This window comes from Thermus scotoductus DSM 8553, assembly GCF_000381045.1.
In the GTDB taxonomy this organism is placed as follows: Bacteria; Deinococcota; Deinococci; order Deinococcales; family Thermaceae; genus Thermus; species Thermus scotoductus.
Genome location: NZ_KB905734.1, coordinates 65704 through 83470 on the forward strand (window position 1 = coordinate 65704; position 17767 = coordinate 83470).

The following is a 17767-nucleotide window of genomic DNA, read 5'->3' on the forward strand; positions in this document are numbered from 1 at the left end:
GGCGGCTTGGGGAGCTTCTCCTTTACCGGTGGGAGGTAGAGAACCGGTCCTTTTGGGTACGGGACGTTCTCCTCCACGAGGATGCCTGCCAGGTGCGGGGGGTGGGGGCACAGGTCTTGGCGGCCCTCCGGGCCTTTCTGGTCTCCATGCTTCACCGCCAAGGGGTCAGGGAGAAGAAGGCGGCCTTGGAGGCCTTCTCCTTCAACCCCCTCTCCGCCCTGCGCTTCCTGGGGCTCTATGCGGTATAGCGGTCAAGTCTGCGTGGGGGAGTCCATGTATCCCCGGTTTGAAAACCGGGGGATTATAGCTCCCCCACACCCCCACTTTTCTCTAACCCCTAGCGCCGCACCGTGAGGACCACGGCCAAAAGCACCAAGCCTGCCCCCAGGTAGGCCCAGAGGGAAAGCACCTCCCTAAAGAGGAGGAAGGCGAACAGGTTGGCCACCACGGGCTCGAGGGTAGCCACCACGCTGGCCCGGGTGGCGGGAAGGCGCTTCAACCCTGCGTAGTAGGCCAGATAGGCCCCGTATGTGGAAAATACCCCTAAAAAGAGCAAGGCTTCCATGGCCCTTAGGCTCAAGGGAGCAAACTCCACCCAGGGCAGAAGCCCCAAGGCCCCCACGGGCAGGGCGTAGAGGAAGAGGGTGGGGGTGGCGTAGCGGGGAAGGTAGAGCTTGCCAAAGATGTAGTAAAGCGCATAGGTGAAGCCGGAAAGGAGCCCAAAGAAAAGGGCGAGGGACAGGACCCTTACCCCGCTTCCCCCTCCCACGCCCATAAGCCCCACCCCCAGCAGGGTCAGGGCCACCGCCAAAAGGCCGGTGCGGTCCAGGGGCTCCTTCAGGACCACCAGGGAAAGGAGGGCCACCCAGGCCGGGGCCGTGTACAGGAGAACGGAGGCCAAGGCCGCTCCCCCGTAGACCACCGCCAGCTGATAGGAACCGTAGAAGAGGGAAACCCCCACCAGGCCGAAAAGAAGGAGGGGCAAGGCATCCCGCCTTTCCACCCTAACCTGGCGCAGGAGCAGGGCGTGCAGGCCGAAGAAGACCCAGGCAACGCTTGCCCGGAAGAAGGCCACGGCCAGGGGGGTAAGCCCCTCCTCAAAGGCCAGGCGGCTTACGGGGCCGATGAGACCCCAAAGGAAGGCAGCCAGGAGCAGGTACAGGTAGCCCATGGGGAAGAGTGTATAATCCCCCCAGTGCCCTATGGAGGCTGACCTATGAGCGCGCGTACCCTTTTTACCCTCCTTGTCCTCCTTCTTTTGGTCCTCTTCTCCTGGCTCAACTGGGGGGAGATCACCAAGCCCACCTCCCTATCCCTGGGCCTCAGCCGGGTGGAAGCCCCCTTGGGCCTGGTTCTGGTGGTGGCCCTGGGGGTGGTTTCCCTCCTCTACCTCATCTTCACCATCGGCCTGGAAACCGCCGCCCTTTTGGAGGTGCGGCGCTACGCCCGGGAGCTTCTCCACTACAAGAAGCTGGCCGAGGAGGCAGAGCAGAGCCGATACACCGAGCTTAGAGGTTACCTGGAGGCGGAGTTCAAGCGCCTGGCGGAGGCGGAGAAGGAGGAGATCCGGGCCCTCGAGGCCCGCCTGGCGGAAACCCTGGAAAAGCACGGGAACACCCTGGCCGCCTACATCGGCGAGCTGGAAGACCAGCTCCTAAGGCTCCTTCAGGGGCGGGGAGGAGAGAACACGTAAGCGCCGGCACCCCATCCCGGGGCCCGACGCTTAGGGGCCTCCTTCCCTTTTTTTCGGCGCTCCTACTCCACCAGCTCCACCAGGGCCAAGGGCGCCCCATCCCCCCGCCGGCGTTCCGCCAGCTTGAGCACCCGGGTGTACCCTCCGGCCCGGTTCTGGTACTTGGGGGCGATCTCGTCGAAGAGCTTCCGCACCAGCTTCACGTCCTGCAGGTCCCTCAGCACCAGGCGGCGGGCGTGCAGGTCCCCCCGCTTGGCCAGATGGATGAGGTGGTCCACGAAGCCGGTGAGCTCCTTGGCCTTGGGCACGGTGGTGGTGATGCGGCCGTGGGTGAGAAGGCTTTTGGCCTGGTTGCGGTAAAGAGCCAGGCGGTGGGAAGAGTGACGGTTCAGCTTTCTTCCAGACTTCAGGTGGCGCATAGTCTCACTCCTTTAGGGCGAATCCCTTTTTGGCCAAAGCCTCGCGGATTTCCTCGAGGCTCCTTTCCCCGATGCCGGGGATGTTCTTAAGGTCCTTGAGGTTCAAGGCCAAAAGCGCCCGCACCGACTCGATCCCCTCCTCCTTGAGGCTGTGGAGAACGCGGGTGGAAAGGCCAAGCTCCTCCAGGGGCAGGTCCAGGTCCTCCTCCCCTTCCGCACGCTCCACAGAAGCGGGTTCCGGGGCAGGGAGGGCGGTGGCCTGGGGGTTGGCGAAATAGGAAAGGTGCTCCTTGAGGATCTCCACCGCCTGGTTCAAGGCCTCCAAGGGGGTGATGGAGCCATCCGTCCAGATCCTTAAGGTGAGCTTGTCCAGGTCGGTGCGCTGGCCAAGCCGGGTATCCTCCACCTGGAAGGCCACCCGGCGCACGGGGGAGAAGATGGCGTCCACGGGGATGGAGTTGATGCGGTCCTTGATGCCGTGGCGCTCGGCGGGCACGTACCCCACACCCCGATCCACCCGCACCTCCATGTAAAGCTTGCCCCCTTTGTCCAAGGTGGCGATGGTGAGGTCCGGGTTCAGGATCTCCGCATCGGGGGGCACCACGAAATCCCTCGCCTTGACCACCCTGGGCCCTTCCGCCTTCAGGACCAGGGTGGTGGTCTGCATCTTGGGGTCCAGGAAACGCACCACCAGCTCCTTGAGGTTCAGGATGATCTCCACCACGTCCTCCTTGACCCCAGGAATGGTGGAGAACTCGTGAAGGACATCCTCAATGTAGACGCTGGTAACCGCGGTCCCGGGGATGGAGGAGAGGAGAATCCGCCTCAAGGGGTTGCCCAGGGTAACACCAAACCCCCGCTCCAGGGGCTCCAGGACGAACTCCCCGTACTCCCGCCCCTGGGTGCGCACCGTGAAGACCGGGGCTTTCAGCTTGCTCTCTAACATAGACCTCCTTGCCGGCAACACATGGGCCCGGTCCAGCCGGGCCCCTTTAGGGCTACCTGGAGTAGAACTCCACCACCAGCTGCTCGTTCACGGGAAGGGCCAGGTCCTCCCGATCGGGCAGGCGCAGGAACTTGCCCTTCATCCCTTCCACGTCCAGGGAGAGCCAGGGGCCCACCTTGCGGCCCTTCATGGCCTCGAGGTTCTCCCGGATGAAGGCCAGGTTCCGGCTACCCTCGGCGATGGCGATCTCGTCCCCAGGCTTCACCCGGTAGGCGGGAAGGTCCACCCGGCGGCCATTCACGGTGATGTGACCATGGCGCACCATCTGCCGGGCCTGGCGGCGGCTCATCGCGAAGCCCAGCCGGTAGACCACGTTGTCCAGGCGGGACTCCAAAAGCCCCAGGAAGACGGTACCCGTAACCCCCTTCTTACGGCTGGCCTCCTCAAAGAGGTTGCGGAACTGGGTTTCGGAGATCCCGTAGATGCGGCGGAGCTTCTGCTTCTCCCTCAGGCGCACCGCGTAGTCGGAAGGGCGGCGGGTACGCTTCTGCCCGTGCTGCCCCGGAGGGTAGGGACGGCGCTCCATGGCGCACTTGGGGCTGTAGCAACGCTCCCCCTTCAGGTAGAGCTTGACTCCTTCCCGGCGGCAAAGACGGCAAACTGGACCAATGTAACGACCCATCTTCTCCTACTCCTTACGAAGCCTTGCGGAACTTCTTCTTAGGCCGGCAGCCGTTGTGGGGCACAGGGGTGTCGTCCACGATGGACTTCACCTGCAAGCCCGAGGCCTGGAGAGCCCTGATGGCCTGCTCCCGGCCCGCCCCGGTGCCGCGCACGATCACGTCCACGCTCTGCATGCCGTAGGCCATGGCCTTCTTGGCGGCATCCATGGCCGCAAGCTGGGCCGCATAAGGGGTGCCCTTGCGGCTCCCCTTGTAGCCGATGACCCCACCCGAGGACCAGGTGATGGGGTTGCCGTCCGGGTCGGTGATGGTGACGATGGTGTTGTTGTAGGAGGCGTGGATGTACGCCTTCCCACTGGCCACCTGTCGTTTGACTTTCTTCTTGGTCGCTTTTCTGGCCATACTCTCCCTCAGCTTTAGGAGTATCCACTGGCCCTAGAACTACTTCCTAGGAGCCTTTTTCTTGCCCGCCACGGTCTTGCGGGGACCCTTGCGGGTACGGGCATTGGTGCGGGTGCGCTGCCCCCTCACCGGCAATCCACGGCGGTGGCGGAGGCCCCGGTAGCAGCCGATATCCATGAGGCGCTTGATGTTGGCCGCCACCTCGGCCCGGAGCTCACCCTCCAGCTTCCAGGTGTTCTCCACGTACTCCCGAAGGCGCACCACCTCCGCCTCGGTGAGGTCCTTCACCCGGGTCGCCGGGTTGATGCCCGTCTTCTCCAGAGCCTCCTTGGCCCGGGCCGGCCCCACCCCGTAGATGTAGGTGAGGGCCACGTCCACCCGCTTGTTCCTAGGAATCTCCACACCTGCAATCCTCGCCACGTTCCCTCCTTACCCTTGCCGCTGCTTGTGCTTGGGGTTCTCGCAGATCACGTACACCCGGCCGTGCCGGCGCACCACCTTGCACTTCTCGCACATCTTTTTAACCGATGCCCGTACCTTCATCTCGCCTCCTACTTCCTGTACACGATGCGGCCCCGCGTGGGGTCGTAGGGGGTAATCTCCACCACCACCCGGTCCCCGGGCAGGATGCGGATGTAGTGCATGCGCATCTTGCCCGAGATGTAGGCCAGGATCTCCGGTCCCGAGTCCAGCTTCACCCGAAACGTGGTGTTGGGCAAAGCCTCGGTAACCACGCCTTCCGCCCGAATGGTGTCCTTCTCCTTCGCCATACCCCTCCTACCGCGCCCGCACCAGGGAAACCCCGGTGAGAAGCTCCGGGCCCTCCTCCGTCACCAAGACGGTGTTCTCGTAGTGGGCGGCGAGGTTGCCAGGTCCGGCGCTCGCCGTCCAGCCATCTTCCAATATTACCACAGAAGCCGGGCGTAGGGTGACCATGGGCTCGAGGGCCAGGGTCATGCCCGGCCGGATCTTGGGGCCCGTTCCCGGTTTGCCGAAGTTGGGCAGCTGCGGGTCCTCGTGGATCTCCCGCCCCACCCCGTGCCCCACGAACTCCCGCACCACCCCGTAGCCCCGGCTCTCCAGAAAGGTCTGCACCGCATGGGCCACATCCCCAATGCGGTAGCCAGGCCTAAGATACTTCAACCCCTCAAAGAAGGCGGCCTCGGTATCCCGGATGAGCCTTTCCGCCTCCGGGGAAACCCTGCCCACCGGGAAGGTGCGGGCCATGTCGGCGGCAAACCCCCCGTAGATGAGGCCCACGTCCACGGAAAGGATATCCCCTTCCTTCAGGGGCTCCTCCGAGGGGATGCCGTGGACCACCACCTCGTTCACCGAGGTGCATAGGGTGGCGGGAAACCCGTAAAGGCCCAGGAAGGCCGGCTTGGCCTTGCGCTTTTTTATGGCCTCGTAGGCGATCCGGTCCAGCTCCTTGGTGGTGATGCCGGGCTCCACATGCCGGCCCACCTCCTCCACCACCTCCGTGAGGAGGGCACCCGCCTCCCGCATGCGCTCAATCTCCCATGGACTCTTCAGCTTGATGGCCATCAGATCCCCAGGGCTGCCCGGATGCGGGCGTAGACCTCATCGGGGGTACCCAGGCCGTCCACCCGCCTCAAGGCACCCGTTTTCTCATAATACTGCACCAAGGGCTCGGTTTTCTCCCGGTAGACCCGGAGCCGGTGCCGGATGGTCTCCTCGTTGTCGTCAGAGCGCCCCTCGAGCTCCGCCCGCCTTAACATGCGGCGCACCAGCTCCTCCTCGGGCACCTCCACCAAGACCACCCCGAGGAGCCGGGTGCCCGTTTCCTGGAGAAGGCGATCCAGGGCCTCCGCCTGGGCCAGGGTGCGGGGAAAGCCGTCGAAGATCACCCGGTCCGCAAGCTCCTCCCGGATCAGGGCCAGAATGAGCTCGTCCGGCACCAGATCCCCCCGGTCCATGATGGGCTTCACCTGCTGCCCCAGGGGCGTGCCCCGGGCCACATGGTCCCGGAGGATGTCCCCGGTGGAGAGCTTCTTAAAGCCCAGCTCCTCCGCCAGCCTGGCCGCCTGGGTACCCTTTCCCGCCCCCGGCGGCCCCAAGAAGATCACCGCTTCCCCCATCCTCCCTCCTAGCGCGTGCGGCCACGGATGCGGCCCTTGGAAAGGAACCCCTCGTAGTTCCTCAGCATCAGCTGGCTCTCAATCTGCCGCAAGGTATCCAGGGCCACGCCCACCACGATGAGAAGGCCGATGCCGGAAAAGGCGATGCTCTTCACCCCGGTAAGGTTCTGGATGATCTGGGGCAACGCCGCCACCAGGCCCAGGAAGAGGGCCCCCCAGAGGGTCAGGCGGGAAACGATATGTTCCAAGAACTTTACCGTGGGCTCGCCTGGGCGGATGCCCGGGATGAACCCTCCGTATTCCCGGAGGCTTTCCGCAATCCGCTTGGGATCAAACTGGACCGCGGTGTAGACGTAAGTGAAAAGAACGATGAGCACCACCTCGATGAGGAGACCGGAGGTCCGGGTGGGGTTGAAGAAGTTGGCGATGGCCTGGAGCACCTGGTTGTCCTGGAAGGGGGCGGTAAGGAAGATGGGAATCTGCAAAATGGCGGCAGCGAAGACAATGGGGATGACGCCGGCAGCGTTCAGCTTGATGGGGATGTAGGTGGCTTGCCCCCCGTAGACCCTCCTGCCCACCACCTTCCTGGCGTACTGGACGGGAATGCGCCTTTCCGCCTGCTGCACCGCCACCATCCCGGCGAAGGCCAAGACGATAAAGGCCAGGAAAAAGAGGAAGGCCACCAGGTTCACTTCTCCCGTGCGGATGAGGCCTGCGGTGCGCACAAGCTGGGGCAACCATTCCACCACGATCCCCGCGAAGATGATCATGCTGGTGCCGTTGCCGATGCCGTACTCGGTGATGCGCTCCGCCATCCAGAGAAGGAGGGCGATGCCCGCCACCTGGGTGACCACCACCACCAGCCAGAAGAAGGGACCGGGTGCCCAGCCAGGCAGCAGGAAACGCCCCCCCTCCGCCCCCAGGAAGGCGGTGGCCAGAAAGAAACCCTGGAAAGCCCCCAGAGCGATGCCGCCGATCCGGGTGTACTGGTTGATGATGCGGCGGCCCTCCTCACCCTCCTTGGAAAGCTTCTCCAGGGTGGGAATCACATTGACCAAAAGCTGCATGATGATGGCGGCGGTGATGTAGGGCATGATTCCCAGGGCGAAGATGGAGAAGCGCTCAAAGTTACCGCCCGAAAAGAGGTTGATGATGCCGAAAACCCCTCCCTGGGTGGTGCGCAGGAACTCCTGGATCTTGTCCAGGTCTACCCCCGGGGTGGGGATAAAGGCCCCCAGGCGGTAGGCGGCCAACACCAGCAGGGTGAAGAGGATCCGCTGGCGCAGTTCGGGAATGGCCAGGGCGCTCCGGAAGGCCTTAAGCATCCTAAGCCTCCTTGGGTGCTTGCCCTTCGGGGGAGGGAGCCAGGAGGACGGCCTCGCCGCCCGCAGCCTTTAGCTTCTCCAGGGCGGTCTTGGAAAAGGCGTGGGCCACCACCCTAAGGGGCTTGGCCTCCCCTTCCCCCAGCACCTTAAGCCGGTAGCCCTTCTTCAGGATTCCAGCCTGGACCAGCACCTCCGGGGTCACCTCCCCGTCGAAGCGGGCCAGGTCCCTCAGGTTCACCCCCTGGTACTTGGGCCTCTTGATCTCCCCGGGCACCTGTCCCTGCATGCCCCGCTTGGGCAGGCGCATCAGGGTGGTGGAGCGCCCCCCCTCAAAGCGGCGGGGATCCTTGAGGCCACCGGAGCGGGACTTCTGCCCCTTATGACCCCGGGTGGCCGTCTTGCCGTGGCCGGAGCCAGGGCCCCGCCCCACCCGCTTCCGCCTCTTGTTGGCCCCAGGATTGGGTTTTAGATCGGTAAGCTTCATTCCAGCACCTCCACCCGCACAAGGTGGGCCACCTTCTTGATGTTGCCCAGTATGGCGGGATGGTCCTCGAGGACCTTTTCCCTGTGGAGCTTGGTCAGCCCCAGGGCTTTCAAGGCCGCCTTTTGGTCCTTGGGATAGCCGATGGGGCTCTTCACCAACTTAACCTTGAGCTTGGCCATCACTCCTCCCCACCCTTCCGCAGGCGCTCCACATCCTGCTTGGTCTTAAGCTGCCTGAGGGCCTCCATGGTGGCGTAGGCGATGTTGATGGGGTTGCGGCTCCCCAGCTCCTTGGTGAGGATATCCGTGATCCCCGCCAGCTCCAAAATAGCCCGGGGCACTGCCCCCGCAATCACCCCCGTGCCCGGGGCTGCGGGCTTCAGGAGGATCTTGGAGGCCCCGTACTCCACCTCAATCTCGTGGGGAATGGTGCCGTTTTGGATGGGCACCTCCACCATGTTGCGACGGGCGTAGTACCCCGCCTTCTGCACAGCCAGGGGCACCTCCTTGGCCTTGCCCAGGCCCAAGCCCACCCGGCCCTGCCGGTCACCCACCACCACCAAGGCCCCGAAGCGGAAGCGGCGGCCACCCTGGTAGGTCTTGGCGGTGCGCCGCACCAGGATCATCTTCTCTTCAAAGTCGGTCTCGGGCATGCTTCCTCCTCGCTAAGCGACCTAGAACTCCAGGCCCCCTTCTCTGGCCCCTTCCGCCAGAGCCTTTACCCGGCCGTGGTACTTGTAGGGGCCACGGTCAAAAGCCACCTTGGTGATCCCCAACGCCTTGGCCTTCTCCGCCAGGGCCCGCCCCACCTGCCGGGCCACCTCGGTCTTGTTGCCCTTCAGCTTCAGGGCCAGGCTGGACTCGGCCACCAGGGTATGGCCCTTCTCGTCATCGATGATCTGGGCGTAGATGTGGTTAAGGCTCCGGAAGACGGACAGGCGGAGCCGGCCCGTGCGCTTGATGCGGTTACGCACCCGGAACTTGCGGCGTTCGTATGCGGTAAGCCGTGCCATGGTTCCCCCTACTTCTTGGCCCCGGCCTTGCCGGGCTTAAGGCGGACGGGCTCGCCCGCGTAGTAAATGCCCTTCTCGTGGTAGGCGCTGGGCTTCTTGATGGCGCGGAGGTCCGCGGCCACCTGGCCCACCTTCTGCTTGTCTATGCCCAGAACGCGGATCTTGGTGGGCTCGGGCACCTCGAAGGTGATGCCCTCCGGGGGCTCCACCACCACGGGGTGGCTAAAGCCCACGGTGAGCTCCACCGCCCGTCCCGCAAGCCGGGCCCGGTAGCCGATGCCCTTGATGAGGAGCTCCTTCACGTACCCCTCGGAAACCCCCTTGATGGCGTTGGCGATGAGGGTCCGGGTGAGGCCATGGAGGCTTTTGTGGCGCCTCTCGTCCGAGGGCCGCTCCACCCGCACCACCCCTCCGTCCACCACCACCCGCATCTCCGGGGAGATGGGCACGGAAAGTTCGCCCTTGGGGCCTTTCACCTTGACGAGCCCCGGGGTCACCTCCACAGTGACCCCCTTGGGCAAGGGAATGGGAAGCCGGCCAATCCTAGACATCACCACACCTCGCAGATAAGCTCCCCGCCCACGCCCAGACGCCGGGCCTCCCGGTCGGTAAGGACGCCCTTGGGCGTGGACAGGATGGCAATCCCCAGGCCGCGGCGCACCCGGGGAATCTCCTTGACCCCCACGTACACCCGTCGCCCAGGACGGCTGATGCGACGGATGTGGTTGATGACCTGTTCGGGCCGGGGATCAGGTCCCTGGCGCCTGGGCCCATACTTGAGGTGGATGCGCAAAACAGGCTTGCCGTCCACCTCCACCCGCTCGTACCCCTTGATGAAGCCCTCCCGCGCCAGGATCTTGAGGATCTCCTCCTTGAAGCGGGAGGCGGGTACCTCGGTGCTCTCCTTGTAGACCCGGGTGGCGTTCCGAATCCGGGTCAGCATGTCGGCAATGGGGTCCGTCAACATTTCCTCTCTCCTTTTACCTCACTCCTGGACCATGCGGTCTCGAGGGAACCCCCCCGACCGGCCACGGCCTACCAGCTGGCCTTCTTCACCCCGGGAAGCTGCCCCTTGTGGGCCAGCTCCCTAAGGCAAATCCGGCAGAGCCCGAAGTAGCGGTACACGCTCCTGGCCCTCCCACAGCGCACGCAACGGGTGTAGGCCCGCACCTTGAACTTGGGGGTACGCTTGGCCTTTTCGATCAACGCTTTTCTCGCCATGCTCGCCTCACTTGCGGAAGGGGAAGCCCAGAAGCTCCAAAAGGGCCCTGGCCTCCTCATCGGTCCGGGCGGTGGTCACCACCGCGATGTCCATTCCCCGAAGGGCGTCCACCATATCGTAGGTGATCTCCGGGAAGATGAGCTGCTCCCTAAGGCCCAGGTTGTAGTTGCCGCGGCCGTCAAAGCTACCTGGGTTCACCCCCCGGAAGTCGCGGATGCGGGGCAGGGCCACGGAAAGGAGCTTCTCCAGGAAGATCCACATCCGATCGCCGCGCAGGGTAACCCTGAGGCCGATGGGCATCCCCTTGCGGAGCTTGAAGTTGGAGATGGACTTCTTGGCCCGGGTTATGGCCGGCTTCTGGCCAGTGATGAGGGCAAGCTCCTGGGAAGCCTTCTCCAGGATGCGGGCATCCTCCTTGGCCTCCCCCAGCCCCTGGTTGATCACCACCTTCTCCAGCCGAGGCACCTCCCAGATGTTCTGGTAGCCGAAGCGGCGGATGAGCTCGGGCCGTACCTCCTCGTAGTACTTCTTCTTCAGCGCAACCTCTAGCGGCATCTTATCCCTCCACGTCCAAAGCCCCGCCGCACTTGGCGCACACCCGGATCTTGCGGCCGTTTTCCAGGAGCTTCTTCCGCACCCGGGTGGGCTTGCCGCACGCGGGGCAGATGGGGCGCACCTTGGAGGCATGCAGGGGAGCTTCCTGCTCCACAAAGCCACCCTGGGGGTGCTGGGGGCTCACCCGCACCGCCTTCTTAACGATGTTCACCCCCTCCACGATGACCGCCCCCTTCTTGGGCAGCACGGCCTTCACCTTGCCCACCTGGCCCTTGTACTTGCCGGAGGCCACCAGAACCATGTCCCCCTTCTTCACATGTAGCTTGGCCTGCATCAGAGCACCTCCGGAGCCAGGGAGACGATCTTCATGAAGCCCTTTTCCCGGAGCTCCCGTGCCACGGGACCGAAGACGCGGGTGCCCCGGGGCTCTAGCTGGTTGTTGATGATGACGGCGGCGTTGTCGTCAAAGCGGATGGCGGAGCCATCGGGGCGCTTGACCTCCTTTTTGGTGCGCACCACCACCGCCTTCACCACGTCGCCTTCCTTCACCGCCCCCCGGGGGATGGCCTCCTTGACGCTGGCCACGATGATGTCCCCCACGGTGGCGTACTTGGCGTTGGAGCCCTTAAGCACGCGGATGCACATGATCTTGCGGGCCCCGGTGTTGTCGGCCACCTCCAGGTAGGTCTGGGGCTGGATCATGCCTTACCTCCCCGCTTGGAAAGGCTGGCGTAGTTCTGCCTACGCACCAGGTACTTCTCCACCAGGTCCAGCCTGCCCCCCTCCACCAGGCGCAAGACCCTAAAGCGTTTGCGCTTGGAGATGGGGCGGGACTCGATGATCTCCACCACGTCCCCCACCTTGTACTTCCCCTCGGGGTCGTGGGCCAGGTACTTTTTGGAGCGCTTGATCACCTTGCCGTAGAGGGGGTGGGGAAACTGGCGCTCCACCAGTACCGAAACGGTCTTCTGCATCTTGTCGCTCACCACCACCCCGGTCAGCACCTTCTTAGGCATTGGCCCTCCTCCTCTCGTTCAGGATCGTGAGGAGCCGGGCGATGAGGCGCCGGGTCTCCCGGATCCTGTGGTTCTGGGAGAGCTGGCCGATGGAGGCCTGGAAGCGAAGCTCCATCAGCTCCCGCTTCTTCTCCCGAACCAGCTTCTCGATCTCACTGGGAGAGAGCTTGCGGATCTCACTGGGCTTCATCGTAGGCGTCCCTCCTCACGATCTTGGTCTTGATGGGAAGCTTGTGGCCGGCGATGCGCAAGGCCTCGAGGGCCTGCTCCTCGGTGACGCCCGCCACCTCGAACATCACCCGGCCGGGCTTCACCACGGCCACGTAACCCTCCACGTTGCCTTTACCCTTACCCATCCGCACCTCGAGGGGCTTCTTGGTGTAGGGCTTGTCGGGGAAGATGCGGATGAAGATCTTGCCCCCGCGGCGGAAGTGGCGCACCATGGCCACACGGGCCGCCTCAATCTGCTGGGCGGTGATCCAGGCGGGCTCCAGGGCCACCAGGCCGAAGTCCCCGAAGGCCACGTAATCACCCCCCTTGGTCGCCCCCTTCATGCGACCCCGGTGCTGCTTGCGGTACTTCATGCGCCTGGGCATCAACATGGCCTACTCCTCCTTCTTCACGCGCACCGCTGGGCGGCGGCGGCGGGGCTTTTCCTCCGCCCTCGGCCCCTCGGGGCGGGCCTTGGGCTTCTGTCCGCCGATCACCTCGCCCAGGAACACGTAGGCCTTGACCCCCAGCACCCCGTAGGTGGTGCGGGCCAAAGCGAAGCCGTAGTCTATGTTAGCACGAAGGGTGTGAAGGGGCACCCGGCCCTCGGCGGCCCACTCCGTGCGGGCCTGCTCGGCACCGCCGATGCGGCCGGAGACGATCACCTTGGCTCCCTTGGCCCCCGCCTCCATGACCCGCTGCACTGCCTGCTTGATGGCCCGCCGCACGGCAAAGCGGCGCTCGATCTGCTCCGCCACCCGCTGGGCCACCAAAGGAGCGGAGAGGTTGGGGTTATGGATCTCTTGAACGTTCAGGGCCACGTTCTTGCCGGTGAGCTGGGAAAGGGTGTCCCTCAGGACCTTGATCTTCTCCCCGCCCCGGCCGATGACCACACCCGGCTTGGCCACGTGCACGGTCACGGCCACGTTGTCCGCGGCCCGTTCGATGTCGATGCGGGCCAAACCAGCCGGGTAGAGCTCCTTGGTGAGGACCTCGCGGATCCTCTGGTCCTCCACCAGGAGGTGGCGGTACTGCTTCTTGCCCGCATACCAGCGGGACTCCCAGTCCCGGGTGATACCGAGCCTGAACCCAATGGGGTGGATCTTATTTCCCATGTTTCTCTCCCAAGATCACCGTGATGTGGCTGGTCCTCTTCTTGATGATGTCCGCCCGGCCCCGGGCCCGGGGAAGCACCCTTTTCAAAGCGGGCCCTTCGTCCACAAAGGCCGCCTTCACGAAAAGCCGGTCCTCCAGCATGTCGTGGTTGTTGACCGCATTGGCGGCGGCGGACTCCAGCACCTTGGCCACGTAATAGGCCCCCCGCTTAGGGGTGTAGCGCAGGATGGCGCGGGCCTCCTCGAGGCTCTTCCCCCGGATCAGGTCCACTACAAGGCGGACCTTCCTGGGGGAGATGCGCACGTAACGGGCAATGGCTTTCGCTTCCATGGCTACTTCTTCTTGGTGGCCTTAGCCTCTTTCCCGTGCCCCCGGTAGGTGCGGGTGGGGGCAAACTCTCCCAGCTTGTGCCCCACCATGTTCTCGGTGATGTAGACGGGCACATGCTGCTTGCCGTTGTAGACCGCAATGGTATGGCCCACCATCTCGGGAACGATGGTGGAGCGGCGGCTCCAGGTCTTGATGAGCCGCTTTTCCCCCTTGGCGTTCAGCTCCAGCACCTTCTCCAAGAGGTGGTCATCTACGAAAACGCCCTTCTTCAAGCTACGCGGCATGGCTCACCTCACTTCTTACGGCGGGCGATGATGAAGCGGCTCGAGGGCTTCCGCCGCTTCCTGGTCTTAAGCCCCTTGGTCTGCCAGCCCCAAGGGGAGGCCGGGGGACGGCCCCTGGGTGCCCGGCCCTCACCACCGCCGTGGGGGTGGTCCACCGGGTTCATGGCGGCACCGCGCACATGGGGCTTGCGGCCCAGCCAGCGGGTGCGCCCCGCCTTGCCCAGGACGATGTTCTTGTGATCGGCGTTGCCCACGGTCCCGATGGTGGCGTAGCACTCCCCGTGCACCTTCCTAAGCTCCCCCGAGGGCAGGCGCAGGATCACGTAATCCCCTTCCCGGCCCTGGATCTGGGTGCTGGTGCCGGCGGAGCGGGCCAGCTTGGCCCCCTTCTTGGGCTCCAGCTCCACCGCATGGACCACGGTGCCCACGGGGATGAAGCGGAGGGGAAGGGCGTTGCCCACCTGGATGGGAGCATCCGGCCCCGCCACCACCTGCTGGCCCACCTGCAGGCCCTCGGGAGCGATGATGTAGCGCTTCTCCCCGTCGGCGTAGTGCAGAAGGGCAATACGGGCGGAGCGGTTGGGGTCGTACTCTATGGCCGCCACCTTGGCGGGGATGCCCGCCTTGTCCCAGCGCTTGAAGTCGATGATGCGGTAAAGCCGCTTGTGGCCGCCCCCCCGGAAGCGCACGGTGATGCGGCCCTGGTTGTTGCGGCCCCCCGTCTTCTTCAGGGGCTTGACCAAGGACTTCTCCGGCTCGGTCTTGGTGATCTCGGAGAAGTCCGCCACCGTCATGAAACGGCGGCTTGGGGTGTAGGGTTTGAACTTCTTGACTGCCATCCTCTATGCCTCCCTTGCCGGATCGGGGCCGGGCCCCCCTCCCGGCTTAGGTTTAGATGAGGCCCTCCAGGGCCTCGATCTTCTGCCCGGCGGCCACCTGCACGATGGCCTTCTTGCGGTCGGGGCGCTTGCCCAGGTAGCGGCCCAGGCGCTTCTTCTTGCCCCGCACCGTCATGGTGTTCACCCCCACCACCTTGACCTTAAAGGCCGCCTCCACGGCGTTTTTGATCTCCGTCTTGGTGGCCTTGGGGTGGACCCAGAAGGTGTACTTGCCCTCGGCGAAGCCGGCGTAAGCCTTTTCGGAAAGCACCGGGGCCAGGATCACGTCAAAGGCGGTCTTCATGCCTCACCCCCCATGCGGGCCTGGAAGGCCTCCCAAGCCGCCAGGTCCATGACCAGGCGCTCGGTGCGCAGGATGTCGTAGACGTTTAACCCCTCGGGCGCCAGGGTCACCACCCAAGGAAGGTTCCGGGCAGCCCGGCGCACCAGCTCGCTGGCCGTCACCAGGAGCACGCTTTCCGATCCATCTAGCCCCGCACCCTTGGCCCAGGCCAAAAACTCCTTGGTCTTGCCGTTAACCCCGGCGAAGTCCTCCACCAGAAGGAGCTTGCCCTCCTTGGCCCGATCGGCCACGGCCATGGCCAACCCCGCCTGCCGCACCTTCTTGGGCAGGGTGTAGCTGTAGTCCCGGGGCTTGGGTCCGAAGACCGTACCCCCGCCCACGAAGATGGGGGCGCCGATGTCCCCGTGGCGGGCCCGCCCGGTGTGCTTCTGGGGATAGATCTTGCGGCTGGAGTAAGCCACCTCGCCCCGGGTCTTGGTGCTGGCCGTCCCCCGGCGCCTTTTCGCCAGCTGCCAGCGCACCACCTCCCATAGGAGATGGGGGTTAACCTCCTGGGGGAGATCGGCGGCAAGCTCCCGCTTGCCGGAAGAGGAGAGAACAGGAATCTGGTACACCATGCCCTCCTTTACTTGGCCACCTTCTTGGTCTGGCGCACCAGCACCAGGCCCCCATTGGGTCCCGGCACGGCCCCCTTGACCAAGAGGAGGTTCTCCTCGGGGATGACGTCCACCACCTCGAGGTTCATCACCGTGACCCGCTCGGCCCCGTAGCGGCCGGCCATCTTCTTGCCCTTATAGACCCGGCCCGGGGTCTTGCGGTTCCCGATGGACCCGGGGTGGCGGTGGATCTTGTGGGCACCGTGGGAATCGGGGCCGCCGGCGAAGTTCCAGCGCTTCATCACCCCCGCCGTGCCCCGGCCCTTGGAGGTGCCGGTCACGTCCACCCGCTCGCCGGCCTTAAAGATTTCCACGGTCACCACGTCGCCCTCAGGGTTGAAGTCGCGGATCTCCTTCAGGATGCGCACCGGACCCACCCCGGCCCGGGCGAAATGCCCCTTCATGGGCCGGTTGACCCGCTTGGGGTTCTGGGGCAGGAAGCCCAGCTGGACCGCCGTGTACCCGTCCTTCTCCGGGGTCCGCCGCTGGACCACCGGGCAGGGCCCAGCCAGGATCACGGTGACGGGAATGGCCCGGTCCTCCCGGTAAATCCGGGTCATGCCCACCTTCATGCCCAGGATGCCCTTCATTTGCCACCCCCCACGGTCTTGATCTCAATCTCCACCCCGGTGGGCAGGTCTAAGGACATGAGGCTCTCGATGGTCTTGCGGTTGGGGTTCAGGATGTCCACCAGGCGGTGGTGGGTGCGCAGCTCAAAGTGCTCCCGGGAGTCCTTGTGCTTGAAAGGACCCCGGATCACGGTGAAGCGCCGCACCCGGGTGGGCAGGGGCACGGGACCCGAGACCTGGGCCCCGGAGCGCCGGGCGGCCTCCACGATCTTCTGGGCCGAGGCGTCCAGGGTCTTGTGGTCAAAGCCCCGTAGCTTGATGCGGATCTTGGGCATACTTCACCTCACTCCAGGATCTTGGTGACCACGCCGGCGCCCACGGTCCGCCCACCCTCACGAATGGCAAACCGCAATCCCTCCTCCAACGCCACCGGCTTGATCAGCTCCACCGTAAACGTCACGTTGTCCCCCGGCATCACCATCTCCACACCCGAGGGCAACTCCACCACCCCCGTCACATCCGTCGTCCGAAAGTAAAACTGCGGACGGTACCCAGAAAAAAACCCCGTGTGCCGACCCCCCTCCTCCTTCTTCAAGATGTACACCGAGGCCTCAAACTTCGTGTGCGGCGTAATGCTCCCAGGCTTCGCCAGCACCTGCCCCCGCTCCACTTCCTCCCGGCTTACACCCCGGAGCAACAAACCTACGTTGTCCCCAGCAATCCCCTCCGAAAGCGTCTTACGGTGCATCTCCACACCCGTCACCACCGTCTTCCGCGTCTCAGGAGCCAAACCCACAATCTCCACCTCGTCCCCAACCTTCACCTTCCCACGCTCAATACGACCCGTGGCCACCGTCCCACGACCCGTGATCGTAAACACGTCCTCCACCGGCATCAAGAACGGCTTGTCCACGTCCCGCACCGGCGTGGGTATGTACTCGTCAATCGCGTCCAACAACTCCCAAATCTTATCCACCCACTCGTTCTCCCCACGCTTCGTCTGGGGATTCTTGTGCATCTGCTCAAGCGCCAAAAGCGCGCTCCCGCGAATCACCGGAACCTCGTCCCCAGGAAATTCGTACTGGTTCAGGAGGTCCCGCACCTCCATCTCCACCAGGTCCAAAAGTTCCGGGTCGTCCACCATGTCCACCTTGTTCATGAACACCACGATGTACGGCACCCCCACCTGGCGAGCCAGCAAAATGTGCTCCCGCGTCTGCGGCATCGGTCCGTCCGCCGCCGACACCACCAGAATCGCCCCGTCCATCTGCGCCGCACCCGTGATCATGTTCTTGATGTAGTCCGCGTGCCCGGGGCAATCCACGTGCGAATAGTGCCGCTTGGCCGTCTCGTATTCCACATGCGCCGTGTTGATGGTAATCCCACGGGCCCGCTCCTCCGGCGCCTTGTCAATCTCCCCGTAGTCCTTCACCTCCACATTCGGGTTCTCCGCCGCCGCCACAAAGGTCAAAGCCGCAGTCAGCGTCGTCTTCCCGTGGTCCACGTGCCCAATCGTCCCCACGTTCACGTGAGGCTTCGTACGGATAAACTCGCCCTTGGCCAT

At 64.5% G+C, this 17767-nt stretch carries 34 protein-coding genes and 1 pseudogene; 2 read left to right on the top strand and 33 right to left on the bottom strand.

The window, feature by feature from the left end; translation table 11 throughout:
* Positions 1 to 248: pseudogene (locus F604_RS11860) on the top strand (transposase); the annotation flags it as partial.
* Positions 249 to 337: 89 nt separating this feature from the next.
* On the opposite strand, the gene F604_RS0103695 reads toward F604_RS11860, so the two are convergent.
* A complete protein-coding gene (locus F604_RS0103695) occupies positions 338 to 1171 on the bottom strand; it encodes a DMT family transporter (RefSeq protein ID WP_019550481.1) in 834 nt (277 codons plus the stop codon).
* 45 nt (positions 1172 to 1216) lie between these two features.
* On the opposite strand from F604_RS0103695, the gene F604_RS0103700 reads away from it, so the two are divergent.
* Positions 1217 to 1693 (top strand): hypothetical protein, encoded by a 477-nt coding sequence (locus F604_RS0103700; protein WP_019550482.1) that lies wholly within the window; start codon positions 1217 to 1219, stop codon positions 1691 to 1693.
* Between the two features lie 62 nt (positions 1694 to 1755).
* Here F604_RS0103700 and rplQ read toward each other — a convergent pair whose 3' ends face one another.
* From rplQ to tuf, 32 genes are all read right to left on the bottom strand, one after another.
* Entirely contained in the window at positions 1756 to 2112 is a 357-nt protein-coding gene (rplQ, locus tag F604_RS0103705; RefSeq protein WP_019550483.1) for a 50S ribosomal protein L17, read from the bottom strand.
* 4 nt (positions 2113 to 2116) lie between these two features.
* Entirely contained in the window at positions 2117 to 3058 is a 942-nt protein-coding gene (locus F604_RS0103710) for a DNA-directed RNA polymerase subunit alpha (RefSeq protein WP_019550484.1), read from the bottom strand.
* A gap of 52 nt (positions 3059 to 3110) precedes the next feature.
* Positions 3111 to 3740, bottom strand: coding sequence for a 30S ribosomal protein S4 (gene rpsD / locus F604_RS0103715; RefSeq protein ID WP_019550485.1), 630 nt, complete (start codon positions 3738 to 3740; stop codon positions 3111 to 3113).
* A gap of 13 nt (positions 3741 to 3753) precedes the next feature.
* Positions 3754 to 4143 (bottom strand): 30S ribosomal protein S11, encoded by a 390-nt coding sequence (rpsK, locus tag F604_RS0103720; RefSeq protein ID WP_015718086.1) that lies wholly within the window; start codon positions 4141 to 4143, stop codon positions 3754 to 3756.
* 39 nt (positions 4144 to 4182) lie between these two features.
* The gene (gene rpsM / locus F604_RS0103725; RefSeq protein WP_015718087.1) at positions 4183 to 4563 is read right to left on the bottom strand and encodes a 30S ribosomal protein S13; all 381 of its coding nucleotides are present in this window, start codon (positions 4561 to 4563) and stop codon (positions 4183 to 4185) included.
* Positions 4564 to 4572: 9 nt separating this feature from the next.
* Positions 4573 to 4686, bottom strand: a complete 114-nt coding sequence (gene rpmJ / locus F604_RS0103730) for a 50S ribosomal protein L36 (protein WP_014514895.1) — start codon at positions 4684 to 4686, stop codon at positions 4573 to 4575.
* A gap of 8 nt (positions 4687 to 4694) precedes the next feature.
* Positions 4695 to 4913 carry a translation initiation factor IF-1 gene (infA, locus tag F604_RS0103735; protein WP_003043942.1) on the bottom strand — a complete coding sequence of 73 codons (219 nt, stop codon included), beginning with the start codon at positions 4911 to 4913 and terminating at the stop codon, positions 4695 to 4697.
* A 7-nt stretch (positions 4914 to 4920) separates the two neighbouring features.
* The gene (map, locus tag F604_RS0103740) at positions 4921 to 5688 is read right to left on the bottom strand and encodes a type I methionyl aminopeptidase (protein ID WP_015718088.1); all 768 of its coding nucleotides are present in this window, start codon (positions 5686 to 5688) and stop codon (positions 4921 to 4923) included.
* Complete coding sequence (locus tag F604_RS0103745) at positions 5688 to 6242, bottom strand: adenylate kinase (RefSeq protein ID WP_019550486.1); 555 nt, start codon at positions 6240 to 6242, stop codon at positions 5688 to 5690. Before F604_RS0103745 ends, map begins: the two co-directional genes overlap by 1 nt.
* 8 nt (positions 6243 to 6250) lie before the next feature.
* Entirely contained in the window at positions 6251 to 7567 is a 1317-nt protein-coding gene (secY, locus tag F604_RS0103750; RefSeq protein ID WP_019550487.1) for a preprotein translocase subunit SecY, read from the bottom strand.
* Position 7568: 1 nt separating this feature from the next.
* Entirely contained in the window at positions 7569 to 8051 is a 483-nt protein-coding gene (rplO, locus tag F604_RS0103755) for a 50S ribosomal protein L15 (protein WP_015718091.1), read from the bottom strand.
* Positions 8048 to 8230 carry a 50S ribosomal protein L30 gene (gene rpmD, locus F604_RS0103760; RefSeq protein ID WP_015718092.1) on the bottom strand — a complete coding sequence of 61 codons (183 nt, stop codon included), beginning with the start codon at positions 8228 to 8230 and terminating at the stop codon, positions 8048 to 8050. The genes rplO and rpmD overlap by 4 nt, the downstream gene beginning before the upstream one ends.
* A complete protein-coding gene (gene rpsE, locus F604_RS0103765) occupies positions 8230 to 8703 on the bottom strand; it encodes a 30S ribosomal protein S5 (protein ID WP_015718093.1) in 474 nt (157 codons plus the stop codon). The genes rpmD and rpsE overlap by 1 nt, the downstream gene beginning before the upstream one ends.
* A gap of 21 nt (positions 8704 to 8724) precedes the next feature.
* On the bottom strand, positions 8725 to 9063 hold the full coding sequence (gene rplR, locus F604_RS0103770; RefSeq protein ID WP_015718094.1) for a 50S ribosomal protein L18: 339 nt from the start codon (positions 9061 to 9063) through the stop codon (positions 8725 to 8727).
* An 8-nt stretch (positions 9064 to 9071) separates the two neighbouring features.
* Positions 9072 to 9614, bottom strand: coding sequence for a 50S ribosomal protein L6 (gene rplF, locus F604_RS0103775; RefSeq protein ID WP_019550488.1), 543 nt, complete (start codon positions 9612 to 9614; stop codon positions 9072 to 9074).
* Entirely contained in the window at positions 9614 to 10030 is a 417-nt protein-coding gene (gene rpsH / locus F604_RS0103780; protein ID WP_015718096.1) for a 30S ribosomal protein S8, read from the bottom strand. The genes rplF and rpsH overlap by 1 nt, the downstream gene beginning before the upstream one ends.
* Before the next feature lie 68 nt (positions 10031 to 10098).
* Positions 10099 to 10284 carry a type Z 30S ribosomal protein S14 gene (locus tag F604_RS0103785; protein WP_003043922.1) on the bottom strand — a complete coding sequence of 62 codons (186 nt, stop codon included), beginning with the start codon at positions 10282 to 10284 and terminating at the stop codon, positions 10099 to 10101.
* Positions 10285 to 10291: 7 nt separating this feature from the next.
* Positions 10292 to 10840: a 50S ribosomal protein L5 gene (gene rplE / locus F604_RS0103790; RefSeq protein ID WP_019550489.1), complete on the bottom strand. Its 549-nt coding sequence runs from the start codon at positions 10838 to 10840 to the stop codon at positions 10292 to 10294.
* A gap of 1 nt (position 10841) precedes the next feature.
* Positions 10842 to 11174: a 50S ribosomal protein L24 gene (gene rplX / locus F604_RS0103795; RefSeq protein ID WP_019550490.1), complete on the bottom strand. Its 333-nt coding sequence runs from the start codon at positions 11172 to 11174 to the stop codon at positions 10842 to 10844.
* Positions 11174 to 11542, bottom strand: a complete 369-nt coding sequence (rplN, locus tag F604_RS0103800) for a 50S ribosomal protein L14 (RefSeq protein WP_015718099.1) — start codon at positions 11540 to 11542, stop codon at positions 11174 to 11176. The genes rplX and rplN overlap by 1 nt, the downstream gene beginning before the upstream one ends.
* The gene (rpsQ, locus tag F604_RS0103805; protein ID WP_015718100.1) at positions 11539 to 11856 is read right to left on the bottom strand and encodes a 30S ribosomal protein S17; all 318 of its coding nucleotides are present in this window, start codon (positions 11854 to 11856) and stop codon (positions 11539 to 11541) included. Before rpsQ ends, rplN begins: the two co-directional genes overlap by 4 nt.
* Positions 11849 to 12046, bottom strand: a complete 198-nt coding sequence (rpmC, locus tag F604_RS0103810) for a 50S ribosomal protein L29 (RefSeq protein ID WP_015718101.1) — start codon at positions 12044 to 12046, stop codon at positions 11849 to 11851. Before rpmC ends, rpsQ begins: the two co-directional genes overlap by 8 nt.
* Complete coding sequence (rplP, locus tag F604_RS0103815) at positions 12033 to 12458, bottom strand: 50S ribosomal protein L16 (protein ID WP_019550491.1); 426 nt, start codon at positions 12456 to 12458, stop codon at positions 12033 to 12035. Before rplP ends, rpmC begins: the two co-directional genes overlap by 14 nt.
* Before the next feature lie 3 nt (positions 12459 to 12461).
* Entirely contained in the window at positions 12462 to 13181 is a 720-nt protein-coding gene (gene rpsC / locus F604_RS0103820) for a 30S ribosomal protein S3 (RefSeq protein WP_015718103.1), read from the bottom strand.
* On the bottom strand, positions 13171 to 13512 hold the full coding sequence (rplV, locus tag F604_RS0103825; RefSeq protein WP_015718104.1) for a 50S ribosomal protein L22: 342 nt from the start codon (positions 13510 to 13512) through the stop codon (positions 13171 to 13173). Before rplV ends, rpsC begins: the two co-directional genes overlap by 11 nt.
* 2 nt (positions 13513 to 13514) lie before the next feature.
* The gene (rpsS, locus tag F604_RS0103830; protein ID WP_011173711.1) at positions 13515 to 13796 is read right to left on the bottom strand and encodes a 30S ribosomal protein S19; all 282 of its coding nucleotides are present in this window, start codon (positions 13794 to 13796) and stop codon (positions 13515 to 13517) included.
* A gap of 8 nt (positions 13797 to 13804) precedes the next feature.
* Positions 13805 to 14635, bottom strand: coding sequence for a 50S ribosomal protein L2 (rplB, locus tag F604_RS0103835; RefSeq protein ID WP_015718105.1), 831 nt, complete (start codon positions 14633 to 14635; stop codon positions 13805 to 13807).
* 52 nt (positions 14636 to 14687) lie between these two features.
* Positions 14688 to 14978 (bottom strand): 50S ribosomal protein L23, encoded by a 291-nt coding sequence (locus F604_RS0103840; RefSeq protein ID WP_015718106.1) that lies wholly within the window; start codon positions 14976 to 14978, stop codon positions 14688 to 14690.
* Entirely contained in the window at positions 14975 to 15595 is a 621-nt protein-coding gene (gene rplD / locus F604_RS0103845) for a 50S ribosomal protein L4 (protein WP_019550492.1), read from the bottom strand. Before rplD ends, F604_RS0103840 begins: the two co-directional genes overlap by 4 nt.
* 8 nt (positions 15596 to 15603) lie before the next feature.
* On the bottom strand, positions 15604 to 16224 hold the full coding sequence (gene rplC, locus F604_RS0103850; RefSeq protein ID WP_019550493.1) for a 50S ribosomal protein L3: 621 nt from the start codon (positions 16222 to 16224) through the stop codon (positions 15604 to 15606).
* Positions 16221 to 16538 carry a 30S ribosomal protein S10 gene (rpsJ, locus tag F604_RS0103855; protein WP_015718109.1) on the bottom strand — a complete coding sequence of 106 codons (318 nt, stop codon included), beginning with the start codon at positions 16536 to 16538 and terminating at the stop codon, positions 16221 to 16223. The genes rplC and rpsJ overlap by 4 nt, the downstream gene beginning before the upstream one ends.
* Positions 16539 to 16546: 8 nt before the next feature.
* Positions 16547 to 17767 carry an elongation factor Tu gene (gene tuf, locus F604_RS0103860; RefSeq protein WP_019550494.1) on the bottom strand — a complete coding sequence of 407 codons (1221 nt, stop codon included), beginning with the start codon at positions 17765 to 17767 and terminating at the stop codon, positions 16547 to 16549.